Here is a 25,261-nt window from a genome sequence, read left to right as displayed (position 1 = left end):
TCTGAACTGGCCCGATGTGGGTGAACCTTCGGATCATTCCCCGCGCTGGAGCGCGTCGACGACCAGCCCGGCGACGGCCTGCTGCTCGACGGCGAGCGGGTGGTAGGCGAGCGCGCGGTCGGCGGACGTGACCCGGCCGTTGATCCAGGGGACGTCGGAGCAGATGTCATGCCCGGCGCTCGGACCCCACACGTCGACGTACTCGACCTGGGTGTCCGCGGCAGCGTCCTGCAGTGCCTGGGTGAGGCCCTCGTTGACCTGGCGGGCGAAGGGATAGTCGTCCGCGGCGAGCGGCAGGTCCTCGCAGGTGCCCGACCCCGGGACGATCTGCGGGTAGCCGACGACCAGGATCCGGGCCTCCGGCGACCGCTGGCGGACACCCTCCACCACCCCGGCCACGTTGGCGCGGATCCGGGCCAACGTGGCCGTGGCGGTCTGCTGGAGCTGGTCGACGCAGGTGCTGCCGGGCGGTGCGGTGGCGAGCTTCGTGCAGGCCCCGAGCACGGCGCCGAAGAGGCCTTCGTCGTTGCCGCCGATGCCGATCGTCACCAGGTCGGTGCCCGGTGTGAGGGCGTCGAACTGCGGCGGCACCGTGCCGGTCATGCCCTGCTGGGGCGTCGTCATGTGCACCGTGCCCGCCCCGCTGCAGCTGACGTCGGTCAGCCGCGTCCCCGGCATCGCGGTGGCGACCAGGGCGGGGTAGTTGACGCCCGAGCGCAGGCAGATGGTGCTGGTGTCCGTCGGCGGGACGAGCGGGGCCGCGGTGTAGGAGTCGCCGAGCGCGACGTACTGGTCGTACGCCGTCGGCGCCGCCGTCGGGCTGCCCGTGGTCTCCGCCGGTGCGGGTGCGGGCGCCGGCTCGGCGTCACTGCAGCCGGCGAGCACGGCGGCCGCGAGCAGCAGCAGGGCGGGGAAGGCGCGACGCATGTCCTCGACGGTACGGGCCGGGCGGATACTGGGCGTCATGGCCTCCAGCGACGTCCCAGCCGCTCCGACCGGTGGGGAGTCCCTCCTGACCGTCGTCATCGCCCTCGCCGCCAACACCCTCCTGGCCATCGCCAAGACGGCGGCCGCCGTCCTCACCGGCTCGGCCGCGATGGTGGCGGAGGCCGCCCACTCGTGGGCCGACTCGGGCAACGAGGTGTTCCTGCTGGTGGCCGAGCGCAGCGGCAGCCGACCGCGCGACGAGGAGCACCCCCGGGGCTACGGGCGCGCGACGTACGCCTGGTCGATGATCGCGGCCTTCGGCCTCTTCACCGCCGGTGCGGTCGTGTCGATCTGGCACGGCGTCACGCAGCTCACGAGCGAGTCGGAGGAGACCAGCTACCTGGTCAACTACGTCGTGCTCGGCATCGCGTTCCTGCTGGAGGGCACGTCGTTCGTCCAGGCCAGCCGCCAGGTCCACGGCGCCTCGCAGCGACTCGCGATGCACCCGCTGCGCTACGTCGCGCAGACCTCGAACCCGACCCTGCGCGCGGTCTTCTTCGAGGACTTCTCGGCGCTGCTGGGCATCTTCATCGCGGGCGCCGGGATCGGGCTGCACCAGCTGACCGGCAACGGGATCTTCGACGCGGTCGCCTCGATAGCGATCGGCGTGCTGCTCGCCCTGGTCGCGGTCTTCCTGATCCGCCGCAACATGGACTACCTGCTCGGGGAGGCGCCGACCCCCGAGACCCGATCGCGGGTGATCGCCGGGCTGCTCGAGCACCCCCAGATCGAGCGGCTCACCTACCTGCACCTCGAGTACGTCGGGCCGGCGCGGCTCTTCGTCGTCGCTGCCGTCGACCTGGTCGGCGACGACACCGAGGACCACCTCGCCATCCGCCTGCGGCAGGTGGAGACCGACATCGAGCAGCACCCGCTCATCGAGGACGCCGTCCTCACGCTGGCGCTGCCGGACCGGCCCTCGCTCGTCCCCTGATCGCCGCCGAGACCAACTCGTGACGGGCGAATTCTGCCGAAACGCTTGACGAAGAATAAGTAAGTGCGCTGAACTAACAAACGTGACCACGACCTCACCGGTGGGCCGGCAGCTCCGGCCCCGCGGCAAGCTCCTCCAGGAGGACGCCCGTCGCCACCACCGGTCGCTGCTGCTCCAGCAGCTGTTCCGCGAGGGTCCGGCCAGCCGCGCGGACCTGGCGCGGACCAGCGGTCTGACCCGGGTCACGGTCTCCGACCTGGTCGGCGAGCTGGTCGCGGACGGGCTGGTCGAGGAGCTCGGGGCCCCCGCCGAGAGCCGGGTCGGCAAGCCGCCGACGCTGGTCGGCCTGGCCGCGGACTCCACCCACATCATCGGCATCGACCTGTCGGCGACGGACCGGATGACCGGTGCGGTCATCAACCTCGCCGGCGAGGTCCAGGCCCGCCACGAGCTGCCGCTCGGCGGGGCCGTCGGCGAGGACGCCGTCGCCCTGGTCCACCAGCTCGCGGCCGCCCTGATCGCGATGACCGACCGCCCCGTGCTCGGCATCGGCGTCGGCAGCCCCGGCGTCGTCGACGCCCACGGCACCGTCATCGACGCGCCCAACCTGGCCTGGAGCGACACCCCGCTCGCCGCCAGCCTGACCGCGGCGTACGACGTCCCGGTCTTCGTCGCGAACGACGCCAACACCGCCGTCCTCGGCGAGCACACCTTCGGCGCCTCCGGCGACGGCGGCCTGATGGTGCTCCGGGTCGGGACCGGTGTCGGTGCCGGTCTGGTGCTCGGCGGCTCGCTGCTGCACGGCCACCTCGGGGCGGCCGGCGAGATCGGCCACGTCGTGGTCGACCCGGACGGCGAGCGCTGCGCGTGCTCGCGCACGGGCTGCCTGGAGACGATCCTCGCGGTCCCGCACCTGCGGCGGCGGCTCGCCGAGGGGGCGGACCCGGCGGAGGTCCTCGGCGGCGTCGGTGAGCAGCTCGGGGCTGCACTGGCGCCGGTCGTGGGGACCCTCAACCTGCACGAGCTGGTGCTGAGCGGCCCGCAGGAGCTGCTCGACGGCCCGCTCCTGGAGGCGGCCGACCGGAGCATCCGCGTGCGGACCATGCCGGTCAGCTCGGCGGGCCTCGTGGTCCGCACCTCGACGCTCGGCGAGGACGTGGTCCTCGTCGGTGCTGCCGTCCTCGTCCTCGCCGGACAGCTCGGCGTCTCCTGACGACCCCCATCTCGGGACCACCATCACCACCCACCACCACATCAGCAGAAGCTCGACGAGAGGAAACAGCGGTGCGCATCAAGAAGCCCCTCAGGAACGCTGCGGCGGTCGCGGCCATCGCCACGATGGCCGTGGCGAGCCTGGCCGCCTGCGGCAGTGACAGCAGCGACGGCGACGCGTCGAGCGACGGACCCAAGACGGCGGACATCCGCGTCTGGCTCAACGGCACGGACACCCCGCAGGAGGCGCGGGACTGGCTGAAGAAGACCTTCGAGGAGGAGAACCCCGGCTCCACGCTGACCATCGAGCAGCAGGAGTGGGACGGCCTCGTCGAGAAGCTCACGACCTCGCTCTCCAGCGAGTCCGAGACCCCGGACGTCGTCGAGATCGGCAACACGCAGGCCCCGACCTTCACGTCGGCCGGCGCCTTCTCCGACATGACGGACCAGCTCGACAGCCTCGGCGGCGACGACCTCCTCCAGGGCTTCGTCGACGGCGCGACCGTCGACGGCTCGACGTACGCCGTGCCGTACTACGCCGGCTCGAAGTACGTCTTCTACCGCAAGGACCTCTTCAAGGCCGCCGGCATCACCGCCGTACCGACCACGATGGACGAGTTCATCGACGACGCCATCAAGCTGAAGCAGGCCAACGCCAAGCCGGCCAACTTCTCCGGCTTCTGGTTCCCGGGCCAGGACTGGCGCAACGGCGCCGCCTTCATCTGGGACGCCGGCGGCGACCTGGCGACGGCGGACGGCGACGAGTGGTCGGGCGCCCTCGAGAGCCCCGAGTCGATCGCCGGTCTCGAGACCGCGCAGAAGCTCTTCACCGAGGCCTCGGGTGCGGCCAAGGACGGCAACGAGGCCGACTCGTGGACGCCGTTCTGCGCCGGTGAGATCGGCATGGTCTCGGCCCCCGGCTGGATCAAGGGCCTGATCCTGGACCCGAAGACCGGCTGCCCCGACACCTACGGCAAGGAGATCGGCGTCTTCGCCCTCCCCGGCAGCGACGGCCAGCCCGCCCCGGTCCTCCTCGGCGGCTCGGACATCGCGATCGCGGCCAAGTCGGCCAACCAGGAGCTGGCCCAGAAGGCCGTCGCCCTGATGCTCAGCGAGGACTACCAGACGATCATGGCGAAGGCCGGCCTCACGCCCGCCCTCAACTCGCTCGCCCCGCTCCTCGGTGACGACGAGTTCGCCCAGGCCACGATCGCCGCCGCGTCCAACGCGAAGCTCACCCCGGCCGCGCCGGGCTGGGCCAACGTCGAGGGCTCGCGCGTCCTCGAGGACCTGTTCAGCGGCCTGGCCCAGGGCGGCGACCCCGCCGAGCTGGCCGCCAAGGCCGACGAGCAGATGAACGACCAGATCAACGGCTGACCCAGCCACCTGCAACACCCAGCAGCACCCGGCCGGGGCGGTGTGAACCGCCGCCCCGGCCGTGGCATGCCCACCATGTACGACCGGACCGGTCGGAAGGAGGATCGTGATGACTGACCAGACCGTCGATAAGCCGCCCCGTGCCCGGCGTACGTCGTTCCCGTACCTGCTGCTGGTCCCGGCCACGGTCGCCCTCGTCGTCGCCCTCGGCTACCCGCTGGTGCGCCAGGTGATCCTGTCCTTCCAGGACTACGGGCTGGCCCAGCAGTTCGGGAAGCCGCCCGAGTGGGTCGGCGTCGACAACTACCGCGAGCTGGTCACCGACCCCTACCTGTGGCGGGTCACCCTCCGCTCCCTTGTCTTCTGCCTCGTCAACGCCGCCGCGACCATGGTGATCGGCGTCGGGCTCGCGCTGCTGATGCGGCACATGGCGAAGGGGGTGCGGCTGCTGCTGCAGACCGGCCTCCTGCTCGCCTGGGCGATGCCGGTGGTCGCCTCGCTGACGGTCTGGCAGTGGCTCTTCGACACCAACTACGGCGTCATCAACTACGCGCTCACCAAGCTGGGCTTCGACTACGAGGGCCACCCCTGGTTGCTGCAGCCGCTCTCCTTCTTCTTCGTCGCGACCGTGATCGTCGTGTGGATGAGCGTGCCGTTCGTCGCGTTCACCGTGTACGCCGCGCTCACCCAGGTCCCCGAGGAGCTGATGGAGTCGGCCGAGATCGACGGCGCCGGGGCGGGTGGCCGGCTGCGCCACATCGTCTTCCCGGCGATCCGCCCGGTCCTGCTCGTGGTCGCGCTGCTCCAGGTGATCTGGGACCTGCGCGTCTTCACCCAGATCTACATCCTCCAGCAGGCCGGCGGCTCCACCCGCGACACCAACCTGCTCGGCACCTACATCTACCGGCTCGGGATCGGGGGCGGGAAGTTCGGCATGGCCGCGGCCGTCGCGATCTTCATGCTCGTGCTGACGGTCCTCCTGACCGCGCCGTACGTCCGGTCCATGCTCAAGCAGGAGAGGGAGGACTGACATGCCTCGCCCTGCCAGCCGTCCCCTGCGCGTCACGGCCAACGTCGTCGGCGTGATCGCCTTCGTGATCGCCGCGTTCCCCGTCTACTGGATGGTCAACAGCTCGTTCCTCGACCGCAACGAGATCCGCAACCCGGTGCCCACCTGGGTGCCGTTCGGCGGCGACCTCGACAACTTCCGGACCGTCTTCGAGGGCGACCAGTTCCTCAACGCGATGAAGATCAGCCTGGTCGTGACGCTGCTGACGATCGTGGTCGCGCTCGCCTTCGCGTTCGTGGCGTCCGTCGCGCTGTCGCGGTTCCGCTTCCGCGGCCGGATGTCCTTCATCGTGACGCTGCTGATCATCCAGATGATCCCGGTCGAGGGCCTCTTCATCTCCCAGTACAAGATGCTGGAGACGATGAACCTGCTCAACACGGTCGTCGGCCTGAGCCTGGTCTACGTCTCGCTGGTGCTGCCCTTCACGATCTGGACCCTGCGCGGCTTCGTCACGGGCGTGCCCTACGAGCTCGAGGAGGCCGCGATGATGGACGGCTGCTCGCGCACCCAGGCGTTCTTCCGGATCACCTTCCCGTTGCTGGCTCCCGGCCTGGTCGCCACCGGTGTCTTCGGGTTCATCCAGGCGTGGAACGAGTTCTCCCTCGCGCTGATCGTGATGACGCGCGAGGACCACCGCACCCTGCCGCTGTGGCTCTCCACCTTCACCGACGTCAACCGCGGCACCGACTGGGGCGGCATCATGGCCGGCTCCACGTTGATCGCCGTCCCCGTCATCATCTTCTTCCTCGTCGTCCAGGGCCGGATGGTCAGCGGCCTCACCTCGGGTGCGGTGAAGGGATGACGGACTCCCTCGACACCCTCGCGCTGCGGGTCCTGCTGCCGGCCTTCGTCGGCACCACGCTGCCTGACGAGTACGCCGAGCTGCTCGCCGACGGCCTCGGCGGGATCTGCTACTTCGCCATCAACACCGAGGACGGTCCGGACGCGGTGGCACGGCTGAGCGCGGCGATCCGCGCGGCCAACCCGGACGCGGTCATCGCCGTCGACGAGGAGGGCGGCGACGTGACGCGGCTGCACGCCCTCGACGGCAGCCCGGTGCTCGGGCCGGCCGCGCTCGGCGCCGCTGACGACGTCGACCTCACCCGCGAGGTCGGCCGCTCGATCGGCGCGGAGCTGGCCGCGGTCGGCATCAACCTCGACCTCGGCCCGGTCGCGGACGTCAACAGCAACCCGGACAACCCGGTCATCGGCACCCGCAGCTTCGGGGCCGAGCCGCAGCTCGTCGCGCGGCACGTCGCGGCCTGGGTGACCGGTCTCCAGGAGGCCGGCGTCGCCGCGTGCGCCAAGCACTTCCCGGGCCACGGCGACACCGCCCAGGACAGCCACCTCGAGCTGCCCACCGTCGACGCCGACCTCGAGGTGCTGCGCGCCCGCGAGCTGGTGCCCTTCGCCGCGGTCGTCGAGGCCGGCATCGCCTCGGTGATGACCTCGCACATCGTCGTACCTGCCGTCGACCCCGACCTGCCCGGCACCCTGAGCGCGCCCGTCCTCGGGCTGCTGCGCGACGAGCTCGGGTACGACGGCGTGATCGTCAGCGACGCCCTCGACATGGCCGGCGCGTCGGCCGGGCGCGGGATCCCGGAGGCGGCCGTCCTGTCGCTGGCCGCCGGCGCCGACCTGCTCTGCATCGGCACCGACGTCGCCGTCGCGACCGTCCGCGAGACCCAGGCCGCCATCGTCGCGGCCGTCCACGACGGGCGGCTCTCCGAGGAGCGGCTGCGGTCCGCGGCGACCCGAACCGCGCAGTTGCGTCGCTATGACATGGCCGGGGTCCCGGACGGTGCCGTTCCAGCGCAGTTGCGCGCGGCCCGCGCCGCGACCCTCGTCGAGGGCGACCTGCCGGACCTGACAGGCGCCGAGATCGTCAGCGTCTCCACGGCCGCCAACATCGCCATCGGGGAGGTCCCGTGGGGGATCGAGCCGGACCGCACCGTGGCGCCCGGCGAGCCGTTCACGAGCGAGCGGCCCGTTGTCCTCCAGGTCCGCGACGCGCACCGCCGTCCCGAGATCGACCTCGAGGGCGCGGCCGTCGTCGTCGAGTGGGGGTGGCCTGGACCGTACGCCGGACCGGCGCCCCGGATCTGCCCGCGCGGCTACTCTCGTCCCGGAGCGGCCGCTGTGACCGAACTGCTGCGAAAGGCCGGGTGGGAGCGGTGAGTGCCGCACAGCGCGGAGCGCTGACTCAGGAGCTGAGCGTGGGTCTCGACATCGGGGCCACCAAGACCCTCGGGCTGGTGCTCGACGCCGACGGCGGGATCCTCGCCGAGGTGCGCGAGCCCACCAAGCCCGGCGCCGACGGCATCGTCGCCTCGGCCGCCCGGGTCTACGACGCGCTCCGGGTCGCGACCGGCCAGCCGCTCGACGGCGTCCTCGGGGTCGGGATCCCGGGCCTCGTCGACGTCGAGCGCGGCGCGGTCAAGCACGCCGTGAATCTGGGCGTCGACGGCGACTGGCTGCCGCTGCGCGACCTCTTGGCCGGACGGCTCGGCGTGCCGGTCGCGCTCGAGAACGACGTCAACGCGGCCACCCTGGGTGCCGCGGCCCTCGACCACGTGAGCGACCTCGTCTACCTGAGCATCGGCACCGGCCTCGCCGCCGGTCTCGTCCTCGACGGGCGGCTCCGGCGTGGGGCGCACGGCGCGGCCGGCGAGATCGGCCACGTGCCGGTCGACCCGCAGGGCGTCGTGTGCCAGTGCGGCCAGCGTGGCTGCCTCGAGACGATCGCCTCGGGCTCGGCCCTCGCCGCAGCGTGGCCGGCCGGAGACGTACCGCCGGCGCAGGCGCTCTTCGCCGCGGCCCGCACCGGCGACCCGACCGCGATCGCCGCGCGGGACCGCTTCTCCGCCGGCGTCGCCAGCGCGATCCGCGTCCTCAGCCTGGCCGTCGACCCCGAGAGCATCGTGCTCGGCGGCGGCGTCGCGCAGCTGGGCGAGCCGCTGCGGCTGGCCGTCGCGCAGGCGCTGCTGGAGCAGGCGGCGAGCTCGCCGTTCCTCGCCTCGCTCGACCTGGCCGGCCGGCTGCGGGTCGTGCCGTCCGACTACCCGGTCGCCGCCGTCGGCGCCGCGTTCCTCGGTCGATGACCACCTATCCAGGCCTCGTCGACGCGCAGGTCAACGGCGCGGCCGGCATCGACCTCACTGCCGAGCCGCACCGGCTCTGGGAGGTGGCGTCCGCGCTGCCGGCGTACGGCGTCGTGGCGTTCGTCCCCACCGTGATCACCTCCGACCCGGCAGCCCGGCGTACGGCGCTGGACACGCTCGCGGCCGGACCGCCCGCCGGCTGGAGCGGCGCCGAGCCGCTCGGCCTGCACTTCGAGGGACCGATGATCGCGCCGACCCGCAAAGGCGCCCACCCCGAGCACTGGCTGCGGGCGCCGTCCCTCGACCTCGTCGACGGGTGGTCGCGCGAGAGCGGTGTCGTGATGGCGACGATCGCGCCCGAGCTGCCCGGCGCGCTCGAGGTGATCGAGCTCCTCTCGACCCGCGGTGTGGTCGTGTCCGTCGGCCACACCGCGGCCGGCACCGCCGATGTGGCCGCCGCTGTCGAGGCCGGCGCCCGGTGCGTCACCCACCTCGGCAACGCGATGGCACCCGTGCTGCCGCGCGACCCCGGCCCCGTCGGGACCGCCCTGGGTGGTGACGACCTGGTCGCCGGCGTGATCGTCGACGGCCACCACCTCGACCCGCTCTTCGTGCGTACGGCGTGGCGCGCCCTCGGACCGGACCGCTTCCTCTCGGTCTCCGACACCACCGCCGGCCTCGGCCTCCCCGACGGCCCGGCACGGCTCGGCGACCAGGACGTCGTCGTGTCGGAGGGGACGGTGCGGCTCCACGACGGCACCCTCGCCGGCTCGGCGGCTTCCCTGCTCGACTGCCTGCGCACCCTGGTCGCCCAGACCGGCTGCTCCGTCGACGACGCGGTCGCGACCGCCACCACCACCCCGCTCACCCTGCTCGGCCTGCCGCCCCGCGAGGAGCGGATCGAGCTCACCGACGACCTGGAGCTGTCCTGATGGAGGTCGTCCCGCTCGGCACGCCCGAGGAGGTCGGCGCCGTCGCCGCCGACGTGATCGAGGCGCTGGTCCGCCGCGACCCCGAGGCCGTGCTGGGTCTCGCCACCGGGTCGAGCCCGCTCCCGACCTACCGGGAGCTCATCGGGCGTCGCGAGGCCGAGACAGCTCCGTCGTACGACGAGGTCCGCTGCTTCACGCTCGACGAGTACGTCGGCCTGCCGGTCGGGCACCCGGAGACCTACCGGGAGACGATCTTCCGCGAGCTCACCGACGGCCTCGGCATCGATCGCGCGCGGGTCTCCAGCCCCGACGCGATGGACCCCGAGCACGCCGGCCCCCGCTACGAGGACGCGATCGCCGCCGCCGGCGGCGTCGACCTGCAGGTGCTCGGGATCGGCGCGGACGGCCACCTGGCGTTCAACGAGCCGGGCTCGTCGCTGGCGTCCCTGACCCGGATGAAGACCCTGACCGACCAGACCCGGCGCGACAACGCGCGGTTCTTCGGGTCGGTCGACGAGGTGCCGCACCACGTCCTGACCCAGGGCCTCGGCACCATCCTCCGCGCCCGTCACCTGCTGCTGGTCGCGACCGGGGCCGGCAAGGCAGCGGCGATCGCCGCCGCCGTCGAGGGTCCGCTCTCGGCCTCCTGCCCGGCCTCCGTGCTGCAGATGCACCCGCACGCCACCGTGCTCGTCGACGAGGAGGCCGGTGCCGGTCTGGCTCGGCTCGGCTACTACCGCGAGGTCTACGCCGGCAAGCCGGCCTGGCAGGGCTGGTAGCCACCTGTCCTGCTGGGTTGGTTGTCGACAACCAACCCGAGCCATGATGCAGCTGAGACAGCAGGATCCAACGCCCAGGGCAGCGACGACGATCGCGAGGCGCAGTTCTATCGCGACCACGTCGACCAGTGGGTGGTCCAGGTCCTCGAGGGGGACGACCCCTGGACGGCGTACGACGCAGCCATGTGTGCGGCGGGGGCGACGTCGGACGACCTGGACTGGCTGCCGCATGGCGGCGGTGTGTATGTGACGTGGATGGCGACGCGGACTTCTGGAGCGAGGTGTGGCCGGGTCGTCGCCTGCGACCTGATCGAGTGGCCGTCGTTCGCGCGAGCTCAGCCCTGCAGCCGGGTGCGCAGCACGAACTCGCACTCGGTGAGCTCGGCCGTCGGCACGAACTCACCGGGGGAGTGCGCCACGGCCGGGTCGCCGGGGCCGAAGACCTCGAACGGGACGCCGAGCGCGGTCAGGTGCTCGGCACCCGAGCAGCTCAGCGACGCCGTCGTCCCGACGACGCCGGAGGTCGGCTCGACCAGGATCGCCAGGCCGACGTCGAGGAGGTCGGGGCGCGCCTCGGCCAGCGCGGCGAGCCCGGCGCCCTCGCCACCCGCGTAGAAGAGGAAGGTCACGTCGCGCTCGTACGCCGGCTGCGCGGCCTTGAGCACCACCGCGAGACCGCCCTTCGCGTCGCACGCTCCCGTGCCGAAGACCTTGCCCATCTCGACGTAGGCGAACGTGTCGGGCTCGCCGGCGACGGTGTCCAGGTGCCCGGCGACCAGCACGCGCTCGCCGGAGTCGGGGCGGGCCCGCGTGCGAGCGACGACGGCGTTGCCGACGCGCTCGACGGTGAGGTGGGGCAGTGGGGTCAGCGCGGTCTCGACCGAGTCCGCGAGGTCGCCCTCGTCCCCGGTCTCCGAGCCGATGTTGACCAACGACATCGCCAGGGAGACGACGTCGAGGTCGAGGATCAGGGGCAGGGTGAAGTCACTCATCGCACTCTCCTGTGAGGTGGGGGCCTGTGAGGTGGGGGCCTGTGAGGTGGGGGCCTGTGAAGTGGCGGGCGAAGCCGGGGCCGGTCACGGTCACGTCGTAGCGGCCGTCGCGTACGGCGACCGGGACCGTCACGACGCGCGGTCGGGAGACCGACGACTCGGGCACGGTGACGGCGTCGGGTCCGTCGGCGCCGTCGACCCGGAGGTGGATGCCACGGGTGGCACCGGCGTTGGCCAGCACCAGCGAGACGGCACCGTCCGTCACCCGGATCTCCGCGGTCGGCGCGTAGGGGAGCGGTCGGACCGACGCACCGTCAGGGAGCTCGACGGGCTCGCCGAGGTCGAGGGCGAGGAGGAGGTCTCCGCAGACCCGGCGCCGCCACTCGGTGAGCCAGATCCGGGCCTCGTGGCCGCGGCCGGCGGTCCATCGTTCGCACAGCTGGATGAGCGAGGTGTGGTCGCACACCTCGTCGCTGACCCAGGCCCGCGTGGTCCACGGCGTACGCAGCAGCAGGGTCCCCGGCGCACCGAGCGCGGTCCCCCACCTCTCGACGACCGCGGGCGCGTCACCGCCGGCGAGCGCGACCGCGACCAGGGTCGCGGGCGGGAGGTCGTCGAGCCCGTCGAGCACGGCCTGCACGGTCTCGCGGCCGGCCTCGATGACGGTGACGTCGCCGAGGGTGTCGGGCATCGAGGCCCGCAGGTGCACCGTGACTCCGGCCTCGCGCAGGGCGACGGCGAAGCTCGGCCAGACCCGCTCCGCACGCTCCTCGCCCGGCGGCGTGAGGTGGTAGCGCCGGCAGGTCGTGACGTGCTCGGGGAGGTCGGTGACGGACGTGATCGGCACGTCCTCGGCGAGGACGAGGAGCAGGTGCTCGACGTCGTTCAGGGCAGGCACAGTGCGACACCTTCGCACGAATTACATAGGGAGCCTAACGATCATCTGAGGACCCCCGGCCGTTCACCGGACGGGCACGATCTGTTGCGGCGTCACCGTGATGCTCACGCCTCGTGACACACCTGAAGAGCTGGCGCGGCGTGGTCGCCGCCATCGTGACCACCGGCCTCACCGCCACCATGGCCGCCCTCGTCGCGGCTCCGGCCCAGGCGGCCGAGCCCCTCGACCACCTCGTCATCTCGGCCGTCTACGGCAGTGACGGCGGCGCCTACAACAGCGACTGGGTCCAGCTCTACAACCCGACGGACCACGACATCTCGCTGGGCACGATCGACGGGTCGACGGTCACGCCGAGCTACTACCAGTGCTACCGCAGCATCAGCGGCACCAGCTGCAGCAGCTCGATGAAGCTCTACGGCACGGTACGCGCGCACCACTACTTCCTCATCTGGGACGGGCACAACGCCGCGGCCGGCACCGACCGCGGCACGCCGCCGGCGGGAGTCACGCCGGACCTGAACTTCGCCCTCAACGCGGCCGGCACCGCGGGCAGCTCGACCGACCCGTCGGGCCAGTCGAACGGCGGCTTCGGTGGCTACTCCACCGGCGGCCAGATCCTGTTGCTCAACGCCTCCAGCGGCGGCGCCTACACCGGCACCGGCGACCTCGCGTCGACCGCCGCCCGCAACGCCGGCGTCGTCGACGCCGTGGGGTGGACCAAGTACGCGTCGTCGGCGTACACCCAGCCGGGCAGCGCGGAGACCAGCGGCGTCACGCCGGTGACCGGTGCGTCCGCCGGGACCACGAACGCCTACATCTCGGTGCGGACGTTCACCGACGGGGTCCCGCAGGACACCGACAAGAGCTCGAACGACTTCACGGCCCTCACGACGGCCGACTTCACGCTCCACTCGCAGATCTCCGACCACGTGGCCGTGGCCGCGGTGGACGACACCGAGGTCAGCCGCGGCGAGGCGATGGCGCCGCTCCAGGTGCACGGCAGCAAGGGCACGGGCGCGCTGACGTACGACGCGACCGGGCTCCCCGACGGCCTCGACATCGACGAGAACACCGGCGTCATCAGCGGTACGCCGGCCGAGACCGTCGCGCTCACGGGCTACCCCGTCACGGTCACCGTCTCCGACCACACGCCGACCGGGGCCGAGACGGCGACGACCACGTTCACGCTCACCGTCAGCAGCGCGCTGCGGGTGGACGACCTGGACGACGTCGTCGTGCGCAAGGGCACCGCCCTCGACCCGATCCAGGTGACCGTCCACGGCGGGACGCCCGACTACCACTACGCCGCGACCGGGCTGCCGACCGGCGTCACCATCGGCGAGACCTCCGGTGCCATCAGCGGCACCCCGACCGGTGCCGCCGGGCGCTACGACGTGCACCTGACCGTCGACGACAGCGGCGCGGGCGGGGCCGTGCAGTCGGCCTCGACCGACTTCACCATCGTCGTGCGCCCGAAGGCGTCGACGCCCGGCGACACCGACCCGCTGGCCGGGCTGCGGATCAACGAGGTCGTGGCGACCGGCACCCCGGCCGACGACTGGGTCGAGCTGGTCAACACGGGTGCGGCCGTCTCCGGTGCCGCGGTCAACCTGGTCGACGACGACGGCCACACCTTCCACGTGCCGACGCAGGACGTCCCGGCCGGCGGCCACGTCGTCGTCGAAGGCGCGGACCTCGACGCCGCCGGCCTCGACCTCGGCGCCGAGGACACGCTCGACCTCACGACCGCCGACGACACCCAGCTCGACGAGACGTCCTGGACGTCGTTCACGTCGACCTCGTGGGCGCGCTTCCCCGACGGCACCGGCGACTTCGTCGTCTCCAAGCACGCCACCAAGGGCACGACGAACGCCGTCCCGTCGACGTACGCCACCGACGACCTGGTGATCGCCGCCGTGTTCGGCGCGAACTCCGACTCGGTCCGGTGGTCCAACGACTGGGTCGAGCTCTACAACCCGACCGACCACCCGATCTCGCTGGGCACGATCGACACGACCACCACGCCCAACGCGACGGTGACCCCGAACTACGCCCTCTGCTACCGCAGCTACAACGCCACGGGTGCGTGCAGCAGCCTGGTCAAGCTGTACGGGACCGTGGCACCCCACCACTACTTCTTCCTCTGGTACAAGAACGCGCACTCCCCGGCGGACCAGGGGACCTACCCGGCGGGCTTCACGCCCGACCTCGACTTCTCGGTCGCGACGCCCGGCAACGGCAACCAGTCCGGCACCAACATGGGTGGCTGCAACACGGGTGGCCAGATCGAGCTGCTCGACGCGACCAAGGGCGTCAACCCGATCAACGGCGACCTGTCGTCGGACGCGTCGCGGGCAGCCGGTGCGGTGGACGGCGTCGGCTGGATGAACGCCTCCACCAACCAGCCGACGGCCGCCGAGAGCAAGGGTGCGCCGACGCTCACCGGTGTCGACTCGGGCACCAACAACACCTGCGTCGTCGCGCGGAAGTTCGCCGACGGGTACGCCGTCGACTCCGACGCGAACCGCTCGGACTTCACCCCGGTCGCGGCCATCGACTCCTTCGTCGCCCACTCGCAGCACGACGACCGCGTGGCGATCGCGCCGGTCGCCGACGCCGAGATCTCGCTCAACGCGCCGATGGACCCGATCCCGGTCCACGCCACCGCCATCTGGGGCGACCTGGCCTACACGGCCACCGGCCTGCCGACCGGCGTCTCGATCAACCCGAGCACCGGCGTCATCGCTGGCACGCCGACGTCGGACGGCGACATCGGCGACCACACCGTGACCGTCACCGTCGCCGACGGCGTCCCGAGCGACACCGCGACGACGACGTTCACGCTGACCCTCAGCAAGATCCTGCGCCTGGACCCGATCGCGGACGTCTCCGTGCGCCAGGGCTCCGCCCTGACCGAGATCCACGCGAAGGCCCACGGCGGCGCGCCGGGCTACACGTACGCCGCCACCGGCCTGCCCGCCGGGGTCACCATCGACGCCGGCACCGGCGTCATCGGCGGCACCCCGACCGCCGCCCCCGGCAGGTACGACGTGCACGTCACCGCCACCGACAGCGGCGTCGGCGACCAGCAGGGCTCCGTCTCCCGGGACTTCGCGCTCGTCGTGCTCCCGGCGACCGGCGGCCCCGGCGCGGGTGACCCGCTGGCGGGCCTCACGATCAACGAGGTCAGGACGACCGGCACCCCGGCCAAGGACTGGGTCGAGCTCTACAACACCGGCGACGCCCTCGACGGCGCCACGGTCGTCCTCCAGGACAGCGCGGGCGACACCTACTCGGTGCCCGCCCACGACATCGCCGCCGACGGCTTCCTCGTCGTGGACGGCGTCGACCTCGACGCCGCCGGCCTCGACCTCGCGGCCGCCGACACGCTCTACCTCACCGAGGTCGACGGCACGCTGCTCGACGAGACCTCGTGGTCGTCGGCCGCGCCGACCTCGTGGGCGCGCGACCCCGACGGCACCGGCGACTTCGGCGTCTCGGCGTACGCGACCAAGGGCGCGCCGAACAGCGGACCCCCGGTCATCGGGCCCAACGACCTGCTGGTCACCGAGGTCAACTACGACAACAACTCGACCGACTACTACGAGTACAGCGAGGTCACCAACACGACCGACCACCCGATCGACTTCTCGGCGTACGGGCTCACGATGACCAAGAGCGGCGCGGTGATGACCTTCCACGACCCGGCCGACACCACGCAGACCTCGCCGACGGTCGACCCGGTCATCCCCGCGCACGGCACCCAGGTCTTCTGGTGGGTCGAGACCCAGTACTTCGGCGTGAAGACAACCGCGCAGTTCCGCGCCAACTACGGCATCCCCGTGACGACGCCGGTCGTGCTGGTCTACGGCTTCAGCTCGATGGCCAACTCCGGTGGTGACCACAGCTACTACATCTCGGTCAACAAGGACGGTGGCACGCCGGTCTCGCGGGCCTGGGTCGACACCCCCTGCGCGGCCAACACGCTCAACGGTGCGGCCGTCTGCACGGCCACCAACGGCAACTACGCCGAGCACTACGAGCTGCCGGCCGACCGCTCCAACGCGGACGCGGCGGTCTGGTACAACTCGCTCTACGCCGGGGGCGACTCCGTCGGCCACCCGCTGAAGAAGGCGCTGAGCAGCCCCAGCACCGTCGACCTCGAGCAGCTCGGGTTCACCCGCGCCGTGAAGATCACGGCGACCAGCAGCTCGGCGGTCACGCTCACCAACACGGCGAGCTCCGCGGTCGGCCTGTCGGGCTACGTCCTCGAGAACCGGGCCGGCTCCGACTACCCGCTGCCGGCCGGCACGACCCTCGCCGCCGGCGCGGAGCTGTCGATCCCGTCGACCGACACCGGCTTCACCCTGGCCGGCACGGACTGGGTCACCCTCCTCGCACCGCGCGGCTACGCCTACACCGACGGCGCCGGCATCGTCGACACCACCGGGCCCCTGCTCACGGCGGTGCCCTACGACTCGAGCACCGGCGGCGAGCCGGTGATCGACGAGACCACCGGCCTGCCGCTGCCCCCGGCGGGTGGCCTCTACCGCCCCGCCGGCATCTCGGCCGCCAACGGCACGGTCTACGTCTCCAACACCGGCGACAACGTGCTGGCCTCCATCACCGACGGCGAGACGACCACCGTGGCGGGCTCGCTGACGGGGTACGGCGACCTCGGCGACGAGGGCCCGGCCAAGGACGCGCAGCTCTACCAGCCCGGCGGCACCGCCATCGACGCGGCCGGCAACCTCTACGTCGCCGACAGCGGCGACAACGTGGTCCGCAAGGTCACGACCGACGGCGTCATCCACCGCTTCGCCGGCACCGGCCTCGCCGGTGGTGCGGGCGCCGCGGTCACCGCGACCAGCACGCCGCTCAGCGTGAACCTCTGGCACCCCAACGACGTCGCCGTCGACAGCGCGGGCAACGTCTTCATCGCCGACACCTACGACCACCGGGTCCTCGAGGTCAGTGCGGCCGGGGTCATCTCGGTCGTCGCCGGCACGGGCCGCGCCGGCTACACCGGCGACGGCGCGTCCGGCGCCAGCGCGCGGCTCGCCCAGCCTGCGGGCGTCGCCGTGGACAGCGAGGAGAACGTCTACATCGCCGACGCGTCCAACAACGTCGTCCGCCGCGTCGACGGTGCCACCGGCGTGATCACCACGGTCGCCGGCGACTACGCCAAGGACCAGGCCACCAACAGCTGCCTCGGCGCCTACTCCGGCGATGGCGGCCCGGCGACCTCGGCGCAGCTCAACACGCCGCAGGACCTCGCGCTCGACGGCCGGGGCAACCTCTTCATCGCCGACACCTTCAACCACGCGATCCGTCAGGTCACGCCGGACGGCACCATCTCCACGCTGGTCAACACCTCGGGCGCGGCCGGGACGGAGAACCTCAGCCCGGTCGGCGGCGGCTCCTACCCCTGGCGCACGCACCTCAACACGCCGTACGCCGTGGCGGTCGACCGGTCGACGAACATCGTCTACGTCGCCGACACGAAGAACAACGCGGTCGCCCAGGTGGTGCACGCGGCGTTCGACGGTGACGCGTCCGGCCCGATCGAGCCGGCCGAGCAGGTCGCGGTGACCGGCTCCGGCACGGCGGCGACGGCCTGCGCCGTGCTGCTCAACGGCCCGGTCGTCTCGGCGAGCGCCCCGACGATCTCGGGCACGCTCGCGGTGGGCTCGACCCTCATCGCCTCCGCCGGCACGTGGACGCCGACGCCGGACTCCTTCACCTACCAGTGGCTGCGCGACGGCGTCCCGATCGTCGGTGCGACGCAGGCGACCTACACGCCGACGACCGCCGACGGCGGCCACCTCATCGCGGTCGCGGTGACGGGCGTCAAGGACGGCTTCGCCTCCACCAGCACGACCTCGGCCGCGGTGAGCATCCCGGCGCCGGTCGAGCCGGGTGAGAAGACGCTGACGACCGCGGTGCCGACCCTGTCCGGCACGTTCGCCGTCGGCTCGAAGGTGACTGCCGCGCCGGGCGCCTGGAAGGCAGGCACCGCACCGGTGACGTCGTTCGGCTACCAGTGGCTGCGCAACGGCGTGCCCGTCGCAGGCGCCACGTCGCCGACGTACGCCGTGACCGCGGCCGACGCCCGGACCCGGCTCTCCGTGCAGGTGACCGGCAGCTACCCGACGTACACGACGGCGACGGCGCTCTCCGCGTCGCACGTCGTCGCGGCCGGCACCCTGACCCGCGGCAAGCCGGTGGTCCACGGCGCCGCCAAGGTCGGGCGACGGCTGACCGCCTCGCCGGGCGCCTGGCGGGCCGGGACGGTCCGGCTGTCCGGCTCCCACCTGAAGTACCAGTGGCTCGTCGGCGGGAAGCGGATCCCCGGCGCCACCAAGGCGAGCTACAAGATCCCGCGGAAGCTCCAGCACAAGCGGATCTCGGTCAAGGTCACCGGCGCCTACCCCGGCTACGGCACGGCCACCGTCACCTCGCGGCCGACGGTCCCCGTCAAGGCCAAGTGACCCCGCCCGCACCCCAGTGCGAACACCAGAGCGCGACGAACAGAAGGAAGTCATGACCGAGAACAGCAGCACCCCGCTCGACACCCAGACCACCCGCCGCACGGTGGTGATGGGCGCGGCGGCCGTCGCGGGCGCGGCCGGCATGTCCGGGCTCCTGCCGACCCGGCTCGAGGCGGCAGCCGCCGCCGAGCCGGAGGAGTTCGACCTGTCCAAGATCAAGCACGTCGTCTACGTGATGCAGGAGAACCGGTCCTTCGACCACTACTTCGGGACCTTCCCCGGGGTGCGCGGCTTCGACGACCCGGACGCGATGACGCTGGCCAACGGCAACTCGGTCTTCCAGCAGCCCGACCCGTCGAACCCGGACGGCTTCCTGCTCCCGTTCCACATGGACACGAAGAACACCGGCGCCGCCGCGATCCCGTCGCTGTCGCACGACTGGCGCGACCAGCACGCGTCGTGGAACAAGGGCGCGATGGACGGCTGGCTGAGCACCCACGTCGCGTCGGACGGTGCGGCCAAGGGCAGCTACACCATGGGCTACATGCTCCAGGAGGACATCCCCTTCCACTGGGCGCTCGCGGAGAACTTCACGCTGCTCGACAACTACCACTGCTCGGTCATGGGCCCGACGTACCCGAACCGCGCGATCTGGATGTCGGGCACCAACGACCCGCAGGGCGAGCAGGGCGGGCCGATCCTCGAGACGGTGGCGCCGAACACGCTGACCTGGAAATCCGCGGCCGAGGTGCTGTACGACGCCGGCTACAGCATCAAGACCTACTCGAGCTCGGGCTCGTACAACTACTTCAAGTGGTGGCAGAGCTTCAAGACCGTCGGGCAGGTCGACACCGAGCTCTACAACTGGGCCACCGGCACGGGCACGCTCTTCGGCAACGGGACGCCCGGTGGCGCCGGCAACCCGCTCGCCCCGACGAAGGCCCAGGTCGGCTACCTCGCCTTCGAGGAGGACTGCGCCAACGGCACCCTCGCCGACGTGACGTGGCTCTTCCCCGACGGCCCGTACGCCTCGGACGAGCACCCGCCGAACACCCCGGCCGCCGGCGCCTACTTCCTCGCGTCGAAGCTCGAGGCGCTGGCCGCGAACCCCGACCTGTGGGCCTCGACCGTCTTCATCATCAACTACGACGAGAACGACGGCTTCTTCGACCACGTGCCGCCGCCGGTCCCGGACCCCGACCTGCACCCCGAGGAGTACGTCCACATGCCCTCGCCGCGGGGCACGCCCGGTGGTGGTCTCCCCGCGGGCGCCGGCTTCCGGGTCCCGTGCCTGATCATCTCGCCGTGGACCGTGGGCGGGCACGTCTACTCCCAGGTCGCCGACCACACCTCGCCGCTCCAGCTCATCGAGGCGATCACCGCCGCCGGTGGCCTCTCCGGCAAGGACCCGGTCACGTTCGACGCGATCACGCCGTGGCGCCGCGCGACCTTCGACGACCTCGCCGGCGCGTTCCAGGCGGTGCCGCAGGCAGCGCCCGCCGACGCGGAGTTCGGCCACGATGCGCGGCAGGCCGACTACGCCGCCCAGCTGACCGCGTCAGCGCTGCCGATGCCGTCGCGCCCGAACGCCGTGCAGACGGTCCCGCACCAGCTCCCCGCGGACCAGCCGTCGTCGGGAGCGACCAGCGAGGCGACGCCGGCTGCGACGTCGAAGCCGGAGGCGACCGCCGCGGTCGCGCCGGTGAAGAGCTCGGTCACCGTGACCGAGGCGGTGCGGTCGGGACGCAAGGCCGCGCTGCGGGTCGTCGGTGCCAAGCCGGCCAGCCGGGTCGTCGTACGCCACGCCCACGGCGCCGTCGTCGCACGGACCGCCGCCACCGCGGACGGCACCGCCGCGATCCGGATCAGCACCAAGCACCTGAAGGTCGGCCACCAGCACCGGTTCACCGTCATGTACGTCGACGCGGTCGGCCACCACCACACCCGCAACGTGGCGTTCAAGGTCACCCACTGATCTGGTAGGCAGGGCCCATGCGACGCATCGGCCTGCTGGGCGGGATGAGCTGGGAGAGCTCGGCGCTGTTCTACGACCTGCTGAACCGCGGGGTCGTCGAGCGGCTCGGCGGGTTCCACTCCGCGAGGCTGCTGATGAGCTCGGTCGACTTCGCCGAGATCGAGGAGCTGCAGCGCGCCGGCGACTGGGACCGCGCCGGCGAGCTGCTGGCCGACGAGGCCAAGCGCCTCGAGGCCGCCGGTGCCGACCTCCTGGTGCTCTGCACCAACACCATGCACAAGGTGGCGCCCGCGATCGAGGCGTCCACCGGCGTACCCCTGCTGCACCTCGGTGACGTGACCGCCACCGCGGTACGCGCCGCGGGCCTCACGAGGGTCGGGCTGCTCGCCACCCGCTTCACGATGGAGCAGCACTTCTACGTCGACCGGATCGCCCGGCACGGCATCGCGGTGGTGGTGCCGACAGCCGAGGACCGCGAGGTCGTGCACCGGATCATCTACGAGGAGCTGGTGCTCGGCATCGTGCGCGACGAGTCGCGGGAGGCCTACCGCGGGGTCATGGAGCGGTTGGTCGCCCGCGGCGCCGAAGGCATCGTGCTCGGCTGCACCGAGATCGAGCTGCTCGTCGGCGCCGACGACACCTCGGTCCCCGTCTTCCCGACCACCCAGCTGCACGTGGACGCTGCCCTCGACGCGGCGCTCGCATGACCGGGGACTACCGCGCCGACTACGTGGGCACAGCGCTGGCCGGAACCAACCCGACCGTGCTGCGCCGGCTGCGCGCGGGCTTCGCCGTCATCGGGGACGTCCAGCACCTGCCGGGCTACTGCGTCCTGATCACCGACGACCCGACGGCCGACCAGCTCACCGACCTGGCACCGGCCCAGCAGGTGGTCTTCCTGGAGGACATGGCGATCCTCGGCCGGGCGGTCGCCGCGGTGTGCGCGCGCCGCGACCCGCAGTTCCGGCGGATCAACCTGGAGATCCAGGGCAACACCGACGCCTTCCTGCACGCCCACGTGACGCCGCGCTACGAGTGGGAGCCGGCCGACGTCGTCGGCTGGCCGGCGGCCCTGCACCACTGGACGAAGCAGGTCGACGCCGGTCACGCCCTCGGCCCGCAGCACGACGAGCTGCGCGCCGACCTGGTCGCCGAGCTCGACCGGCAGGTGGCCACTACCGGCCGGTGACCTCGTCGATCTGCTCGCGCAGGATGTCGGCGTGCCCGACGTGGCGGATCAGCTCGCTGGTCGTGTGGGCCAGCACCCAGCGCAGCGTCTTCTGCTTGCCGTCGACGGTCATCACCGTCAGCGCGTCCGGTGACCCGGCCGCGGCGATGTGCCGGTCGGCCTCGTCGACGGCGGCCCGGAAGTCGGCGATCACCTCGGCCGCCGTACGGTCCGGCGGGACCACCATGGTGAAGTCGGTGTCGGCGTACGCCGGGTCGCCGCCGACGTGGTGCGCGAACCACCAGCGCTCGCCTGCCGCGCAGTGCTGCACCAGGCCGAGCAGGTTCGTGTCGGACACAACGAGGCGCCGCCGGAGCTGCTCCTCGTCGAGCCCGTCCACCTTCTTGAGCAGGCAGGACCGGGCGAAGTTCAGGAAGGCGAGGGCGGTGTCGAGCTCCCCGCCGTCGTCGCGCGGCACGATCTCACGTTGCGTCTCCAGCATGGGTCGAGACCCTAGGCGGGACGTGGCGCCGCCTGAGCCGGACGCATCGCACCTGACGTATCTGTCGCGATTGGTCCGATCTCGCGACACGTACGTCAGGTACGAGCGGTGCCGCCCAGGCGGCGGCCGAGCTCGGCGAGGGCCGCGCGCACCTCGTCGCCGACGACGGTGAAGTCGACCGGGATCTGCGCGAGCTGCCGGGCGTACCAGTCAGGGTCCTCGGTGCTGGCCACCATCCTCGTCCGGTGGCCGGGCAGCTCCTCGAGCAGCGCGAGGCTGCGCGGCACCCAGCGGCGCACCCACTCGGGCGGCGCCTCGACGACCACCTCGACGGCGTACCGCCAGCCCTGCGAGAAGTGCTCCTCGACGGCCCGCAGCGCGTCGAGGCCCACCGGGGGAGTGAAGGTCTCGGGGAGCGTCGCGGCGTCCTCGACCCGGTCGACGCGCAGCACCCGCTGGGCGTCGCGGCTGCGCGACCAGCAGAGCAGGTACCACCGGCTGTGCCGCAGCACGACCGCCCACGGCTCCACGACCATCTGCGAGAGGTGGTCGCCGGACCGGTAGGAGAGCTCCAGCAGGCGGGCCGAGGAGCTGGCGGCCAGCAGCCGGTCCAGTTGGGGGTGCGGGGCGGCCGCGCGCGCCGGCTCCGGCAGGGGTACGGCGAGCCGCTCGGGCAGCGCGCGCACGATCTTGCCGAGCGCGCCGCCGACGACGTCGGCCGGGTCGGCGGCACCCGGGTGCCCCTCCAGCGTCGCCATCACCAGGCCGGCCGCCTCGGCCGCGCTGAACATCAGCGGCGGCAGCCGCAGCCCGCGGCCGACCCGGTAGCCGCCGTACGGGCCGCTGACGGACTCGATCGGCAGGTCCGCCTCCCGCAGGATCGCGACGTAGCGCCGGGCCGCACGGTCGGTGACGCCGAGGGCGGTGCCGAGCTGGTCCGCGGTGATCCCGGGGCGCGCCTGGATCAGCTCGAGCGCCTGAAGAGCTCGAGCGGTCGGGGAAGTAGATCGTCCGGGAATGCTCCTAGTCTGCCGGTCATGACCACTTCTCCGTACGAGTTCCAGACCGAGCCTCCGCTCGCGGGCGACGAGACCGAGGCACTCCTCGGCTCCCTCAACCGGATGCGGACCTACCTGCTGTGGAAGTGCGGCGGCCTCGACGCCGCCGGTCTCCGCGCCACGCTCGGGGCCTCGCCCCTCACGCTGGGCGGCCTGCTCAAGCACCTCTCGGCGGTCGAGGCGGTGACCTTCGCGTGGAAGCTCCACGGTCGCCGGCCCTTCCCGCCGTTCGACGAGTGGGACTGGGACGACGAGGGGTCGGCCTTCCGGGTCGAGGACGACGACACCCCGGAGTCGCTCGAGACGCTCTTCAAGGAGTCGGTGGCGCAGGGCCAGGCGCTCGTCGACGAGGCGATCGCGTCGGTCGGGCTCGGCGGCCAGGCCGACATCGCCGACGACCAGGGCACGCACGCCAACGTGCGCCGGCTCGTCTACGACATGATCGAGGAGTACGGCCGCCACGTCGGCCACGCCGACCTGATCCGCGAGTCCGTCGACGGGCTCACGGGCGAGGACCCGGGCGAGGACTGGCGCCCGTAGCTCAGCCCAGCGCCACCGTCAGGGCCAGCACCGTGTCGGGGTCGTCGAGGCGGTCGCCGTACAGCTCGCGCAGCTGACCCATCCGGTAGCGCACCGTCTGGGCGTGCACGAAGAGGTCGGCGGCGACGTCCTCGCGCCGCCCCTGGTGCAGCAGCCACGAGCGCAGCGTGTCGGTGAGCTTCTCGGCGGTGCCGGGACGCAGGTCGGCGAGCGGAGCGAGCAGCTGGGCGCGCAGGTCGGCGCGGGCGGCCGGGTCGGCCTCGAGGACGAGCGGCACCAGGTGTGCCTCGGTGTCGAGCTCGAGGCCGGCGGCGCGGGCGCGCAGGGCGCGGTCGTACGACGCGCGCACCTCGAGCCAGGGCCGGGCCGGGCCGGCGGTGCAGCCGCGAGTGCCGAGGGTGCGTAGCAGTGCCGTACGCCGGTGGCCGTGCGCGTCGGGCACCAGCAGCAGCACGCTCTCGTCGAGGTCGGGCGCCTCGGTCGCCGCGATCGTCGCCGGGGAGACCGACGCGAGCACCGGCCGCACCTGCGACTCGGGCACGATCACGGCGGTGAGGGTGCGCGGCGGCTCCCAGCCGGCCCGCTCGACCGCGGCCTGCACGGTCTCGACCGGCGAGCCGGTCAGCAGGTGGTGGGCGATCCGCTCGAGCCGGCGCTGGCGGACGCGGCCGGTGGTCGCGAGCTCGTCGGTGTGCCCGGCGACACTCGCCGCCGACAGCTCGTCGATGTAGGCGAAGACGAGCTCCGCGAACGCGACCAGCGTCTCGGCGTCCAGCCCGTTGCGCACCGCGGTCGTCGACATCTCGCGCCAGGAGACGCGGGCACCGATCCGGTACGCCGCGAGCAGCGCCTCCGTCGTCCGGCCGCTGCGGGCCTCGCCGCGCCCGAGCTGGTAGGCGCCCTCGACCGCGGGTGCCGTCGGCGTCGAGACCTCGGCGCCGCGCTTGCCGCTGGCGAGGGAGAGGAAGCCGCCGAGCGCGAGCTGCACCGCGTTGCGGATGGTCTCGCCCATCGGGCCGCTGAACGCGTCGGTGTAGCTGGGGACCTCGTCGATGATCGCCGCGACCACGTGCTCGGCGACCTCGGGCAGCTCGCCACGCATCCGGTCGACGGCGAGCGGGGGGAGGCGCAGACCGTGGTCGGCGGTGCGGCGTACGGCGGCCATGGCGTCCTTTTTGTCATCTGCGAACAACTGTGACGTGGATCTTCACGTCCTGCGGTCATGATCTTACGCGCAGGGCGCAGC

The 25,261-nt window shown here is 72.4% G+C and carries 20 protein-coding genes and 1 pseudogene; 14 read left to right on the top strand and 7 right to left on the bottom strand.

What is annotated here, in order from left to right:
• Positions 1-33 precede the first annotated feature (33 nt).
• A complete protein-coding gene (locus ACFPYL_RS06195) occupies positions 34-927 on the bottom strand; it encodes an SGNH/GDSL hydrolase family protein (protein ID WP_379151753.1) in 894 nt (297 codons plus the stop codon).
• A gap of 37 nt (positions 928-964) precedes the next feature.
• Between ACFPYL_RS06195 and ACFPYL_RS06190 the strand changes: the two genes are divergently transcribed.
• From ACFPYL_RS06190 to ACFPYL_RS06150, 9 genes are all read left to right on the top strand, one after another.
• Positions 965-1,921, top strand: coding sequence for a cation diffusion facilitator family transporter (locus ACFPYL_RS06190; RefSeq protein WP_379151750.1), 957 nt, complete (start codon positions 965-967; stop codon positions 1,919-1,921).
• Between the two features lie 82 nt (positions 1,922-2,003).
• On the top strand, positions 2,004-3,134 hold the full coding sequence (locus ACFPYL_RS06185) for an ROK family protein (protein WP_379151747.1): 1,131 nt from the start codon (positions 2,004-2,006) through the stop codon (positions 3,132-3,134).
• Between the two features lie 71 nt (positions 3,135-3,205).
• Positions 3,206-4,510, top strand: a complete 1,305-nt coding sequence (locus ACFPYL_RS06180; RefSeq protein WP_379151744.1) for an extracellular solute-binding protein — start codon at positions 3,206-3,208, stop codon at positions 4,508-4,510.
• 109 nt (positions 4,511-4,619) lie between these two features.
• The gene (locus tag ACFPYL_RS06175) at positions 4,620-5,540 is read left to right on the top strand and encodes a carbohydrate ABC transporter permease (RefSeq protein ID WP_379151742.1); all 921 of its coding nucleotides are present in this window, start codon (positions 4,620-4,622) and stop codon (positions 5,538-5,540) included.
• Between the two features lies 1 nt (position 5,541).
• Positions 5,542-6,381: a carbohydrate ABC transporter permease gene (locus ACFPYL_RS06170; RefSeq protein ID WP_379151739.1), complete on the top strand. Its 840-nt coding sequence runs from the start codon at positions 5,542-5,544 to the stop codon at positions 6,379-6,381.
• Complete coding sequence (locus ACFPYL_RS06165; protein ID WP_379151736.1) at positions 6,378-7,757, top strand: glycoside hydrolase family 3 protein; 1,380 nt, start codon at positions 6,378-6,380, stop codon at positions 7,755-7,757. Before ACFPYL_RS06170 ends, ACFPYL_RS06165 begins: the two co-directional genes overlap by 4 nt.
• A gap of 38 nt (positions 7,758-7,795) precedes the next feature.
• Positions 7,796-8,680, top strand: a complete 885-nt coding sequence (locus ACFPYL_RS06160; protein ID WP_379151733.1) for an ROK family protein — start codon at positions 7,796-7,798, stop codon at positions 8,678-8,680.
• The gene (locus ACFPYL_RS06155; RefSeq protein ID WP_379151730.1) at positions 8,677-9,612 is read left to right on the top strand and encodes an N-acetylglucosamine-6-phosphate deacetylase; all 936 of its coding nucleotides are present in this window, start codon (positions 8,677-8,679) and stop codon (positions 9,610-9,612) included. The genes ACFPYL_RS06160 and ACFPYL_RS06155 overlap by 4 nt, the downstream gene beginning before the upstream one ends.
• Entirely contained in the window at positions 9,612-10,391 is a 780-nt protein-coding gene (locus tag ACFPYL_RS06150) for a glucosamine-6-phosphate deaminase (RefSeq protein ID WP_379151727.1), read from the top strand. The genes ACFPYL_RS06155 and ACFPYL_RS06150 overlap by 1 nt, the downstream gene beginning before the upstream one ends.
• Positions 10,392-10,726: 335 nt before the next feature.
• Here ACFPYL_RS06150 and ACFPYL_RS06145 read toward each other — a convergent pair whose 3' ends face one another.
• Positions 10,727-11,383, bottom strand: coding sequence for a M20/M25/M40 family metallo-hydrolase (locus ACFPYL_RS06145; protein WP_379151725.1), 657 nt, complete (start codon positions 11,381-11,383; stop codon positions 10,727-10,729).
• Positions 11,376-12,281: a phospholipase domain-containing protein gene (locus tag ACFPYL_RS06140; protein ID WP_379151722.1), complete on the bottom strand. Its 906-nt coding sequence runs from the start codon at positions 12,279-12,281 to the stop codon at positions 11,376-11,378. Before ACFPYL_RS06140 ends, ACFPYL_RS06145 begins: the two co-directional genes overlap by 8 nt.
• A 113-nt stretch (positions 12,282-12,394) precedes the next feature.
• Between ACFPYL_RS06140 and ACFPYL_RS06135 the strand changes: the two genes are divergently transcribed.
• From ACFPYL_RS06135 to ACFPYL_RS06120, 4 genes are read left to right on the top strand one after another with little or no spacing between them, the layout of a single operon-like run.
• Positions 12,395-18,772, top strand: a complete 6,378-nt coding sequence (locus tag ACFPYL_RS06135) for a putative Ig domain-containing protein (protein WP_379151719.1) — start codon at positions 12,395-12,397, stop codon at positions 18,770-18,772.
• A 52-nt stretch (positions 18,773-18,824) separates the two neighbouring features.
• Positions 18,825-20,747 (top strand): phospholipase C, encoded by a 1,923-nt coding sequence (locus ACFPYL_RS06130; protein ID WP_379151716.1) that lies wholly within the window; start codon positions 18,825-18,827, stop codon positions 20,745-20,747.
• Between the two features lie 17 nt (positions 20,748-20,764).
• A complete protein-coding gene (locus ACFPYL_RS06125) occupies positions 20,765-21,454 on the top strand; it encodes an aspartate/glutamate racemase family protein (RefSeq protein ID WP_379151713.1) in 690 nt (229 codons plus the stop codon).
• Positions 21,451-21,936: a diadenosine tetraphosphate hydrolase gene (locus ACFPYL_RS06120; RefSeq protein ID WP_379151710.1), complete on the top strand. Its 486-nt coding sequence runs from the start codon at positions 21,451-21,453 to the stop codon at positions 21,934-21,936. The genes ACFPYL_RS06125 and ACFPYL_RS06120 overlap by 4 nt, the downstream gene beginning before the upstream one ends.
• Here the strand turns inward: ACFPYL_RS06120 and ACFPYL_RS06115 are convergent.
• The 3 genes and pseudogenes from ACFPYL_RS06115 to ACFPYL_RS06105 all read right to left on the bottom strand — a co-directional run.
• The gene (locus ACFPYL_RS06115) at positions 21,923-22,417 is read right to left on the bottom strand and encodes a DinB family protein (RefSeq protein ID WP_379151708.1); all 495 of its coding nucleotides are present in this window, start codon (positions 22,415-22,417) and stop codon (positions 21,923-21,925) included. The genes ACFPYL_RS06120 and ACFPYL_RS06115 overlap by 14 nt on opposite strands.
• 95 nt (positions 22,418-22,512) lie before the next feature.
• Positions 22,513-23,208 (bottom strand): helix-turn-helix transcriptional regulator, encoded by a 696-nt coding sequence (locus tag ACFPYL_RS06110; protein ID WP_379151904.1) that lies wholly within the window; start codon positions 23,206-23,208, stop codon positions 22,513-22,515.
• 42 nt (positions 23,209-23,250) lie between these two features.
• Positions 23,251-23,436, bottom strand: a pseudogene (locus tag ACFPYL_RS06105) (helix-turn-helix domain-containing protein); the annotation flags it as partial.
• An 18-nt stretch (positions 23,437-23,454) separates the two neighbouring features.
• On the opposite strand from ACFPYL_RS06105, the gene ACFPYL_RS06100 reads away from it, so the two are divergent.
• Positions 23,455-24,015 (top strand): mycothiol transferase, encoded by a 561-nt coding sequence (locus ACFPYL_RS06100; RefSeq protein ID WP_379151705.1) that lies wholly within the window; start codon positions 23,455-23,457, stop codon positions 24,013-24,015.
• A 1-nt stretch (position 24,016) separates the two neighbouring features.
• Here the strand turns inward: ACFPYL_RS06100 and ACFPYL_RS06095 are convergent, their stop codons facing one another.
• Positions 24,017-25,180, bottom strand: coding sequence for a PucR family transcriptional regulator (locus tag ACFPYL_RS06095; RefSeq protein WP_379151703.1), 1,164 nt, complete (start codon positions 25,178-25,180; stop codon positions 24,017-24,019).
• Positions 25,181-25,261 lie beyond the last annotated feature (81 nt).

Origin of the sequence: Nocardioides hankookensis (assembly GCF_042658885.1) — a bacterium.
In the GTDB taxonomy this organism is placed as follows: Bacteria; Actinomycetota; Actinomycetes; order Propionibacteriales; family Nocardioidaceae; genus Nocardioides; species Nocardioides hankookensis.
This window is presented reverse-complemented; position numbering and strand designations above follow the sequence as displayed.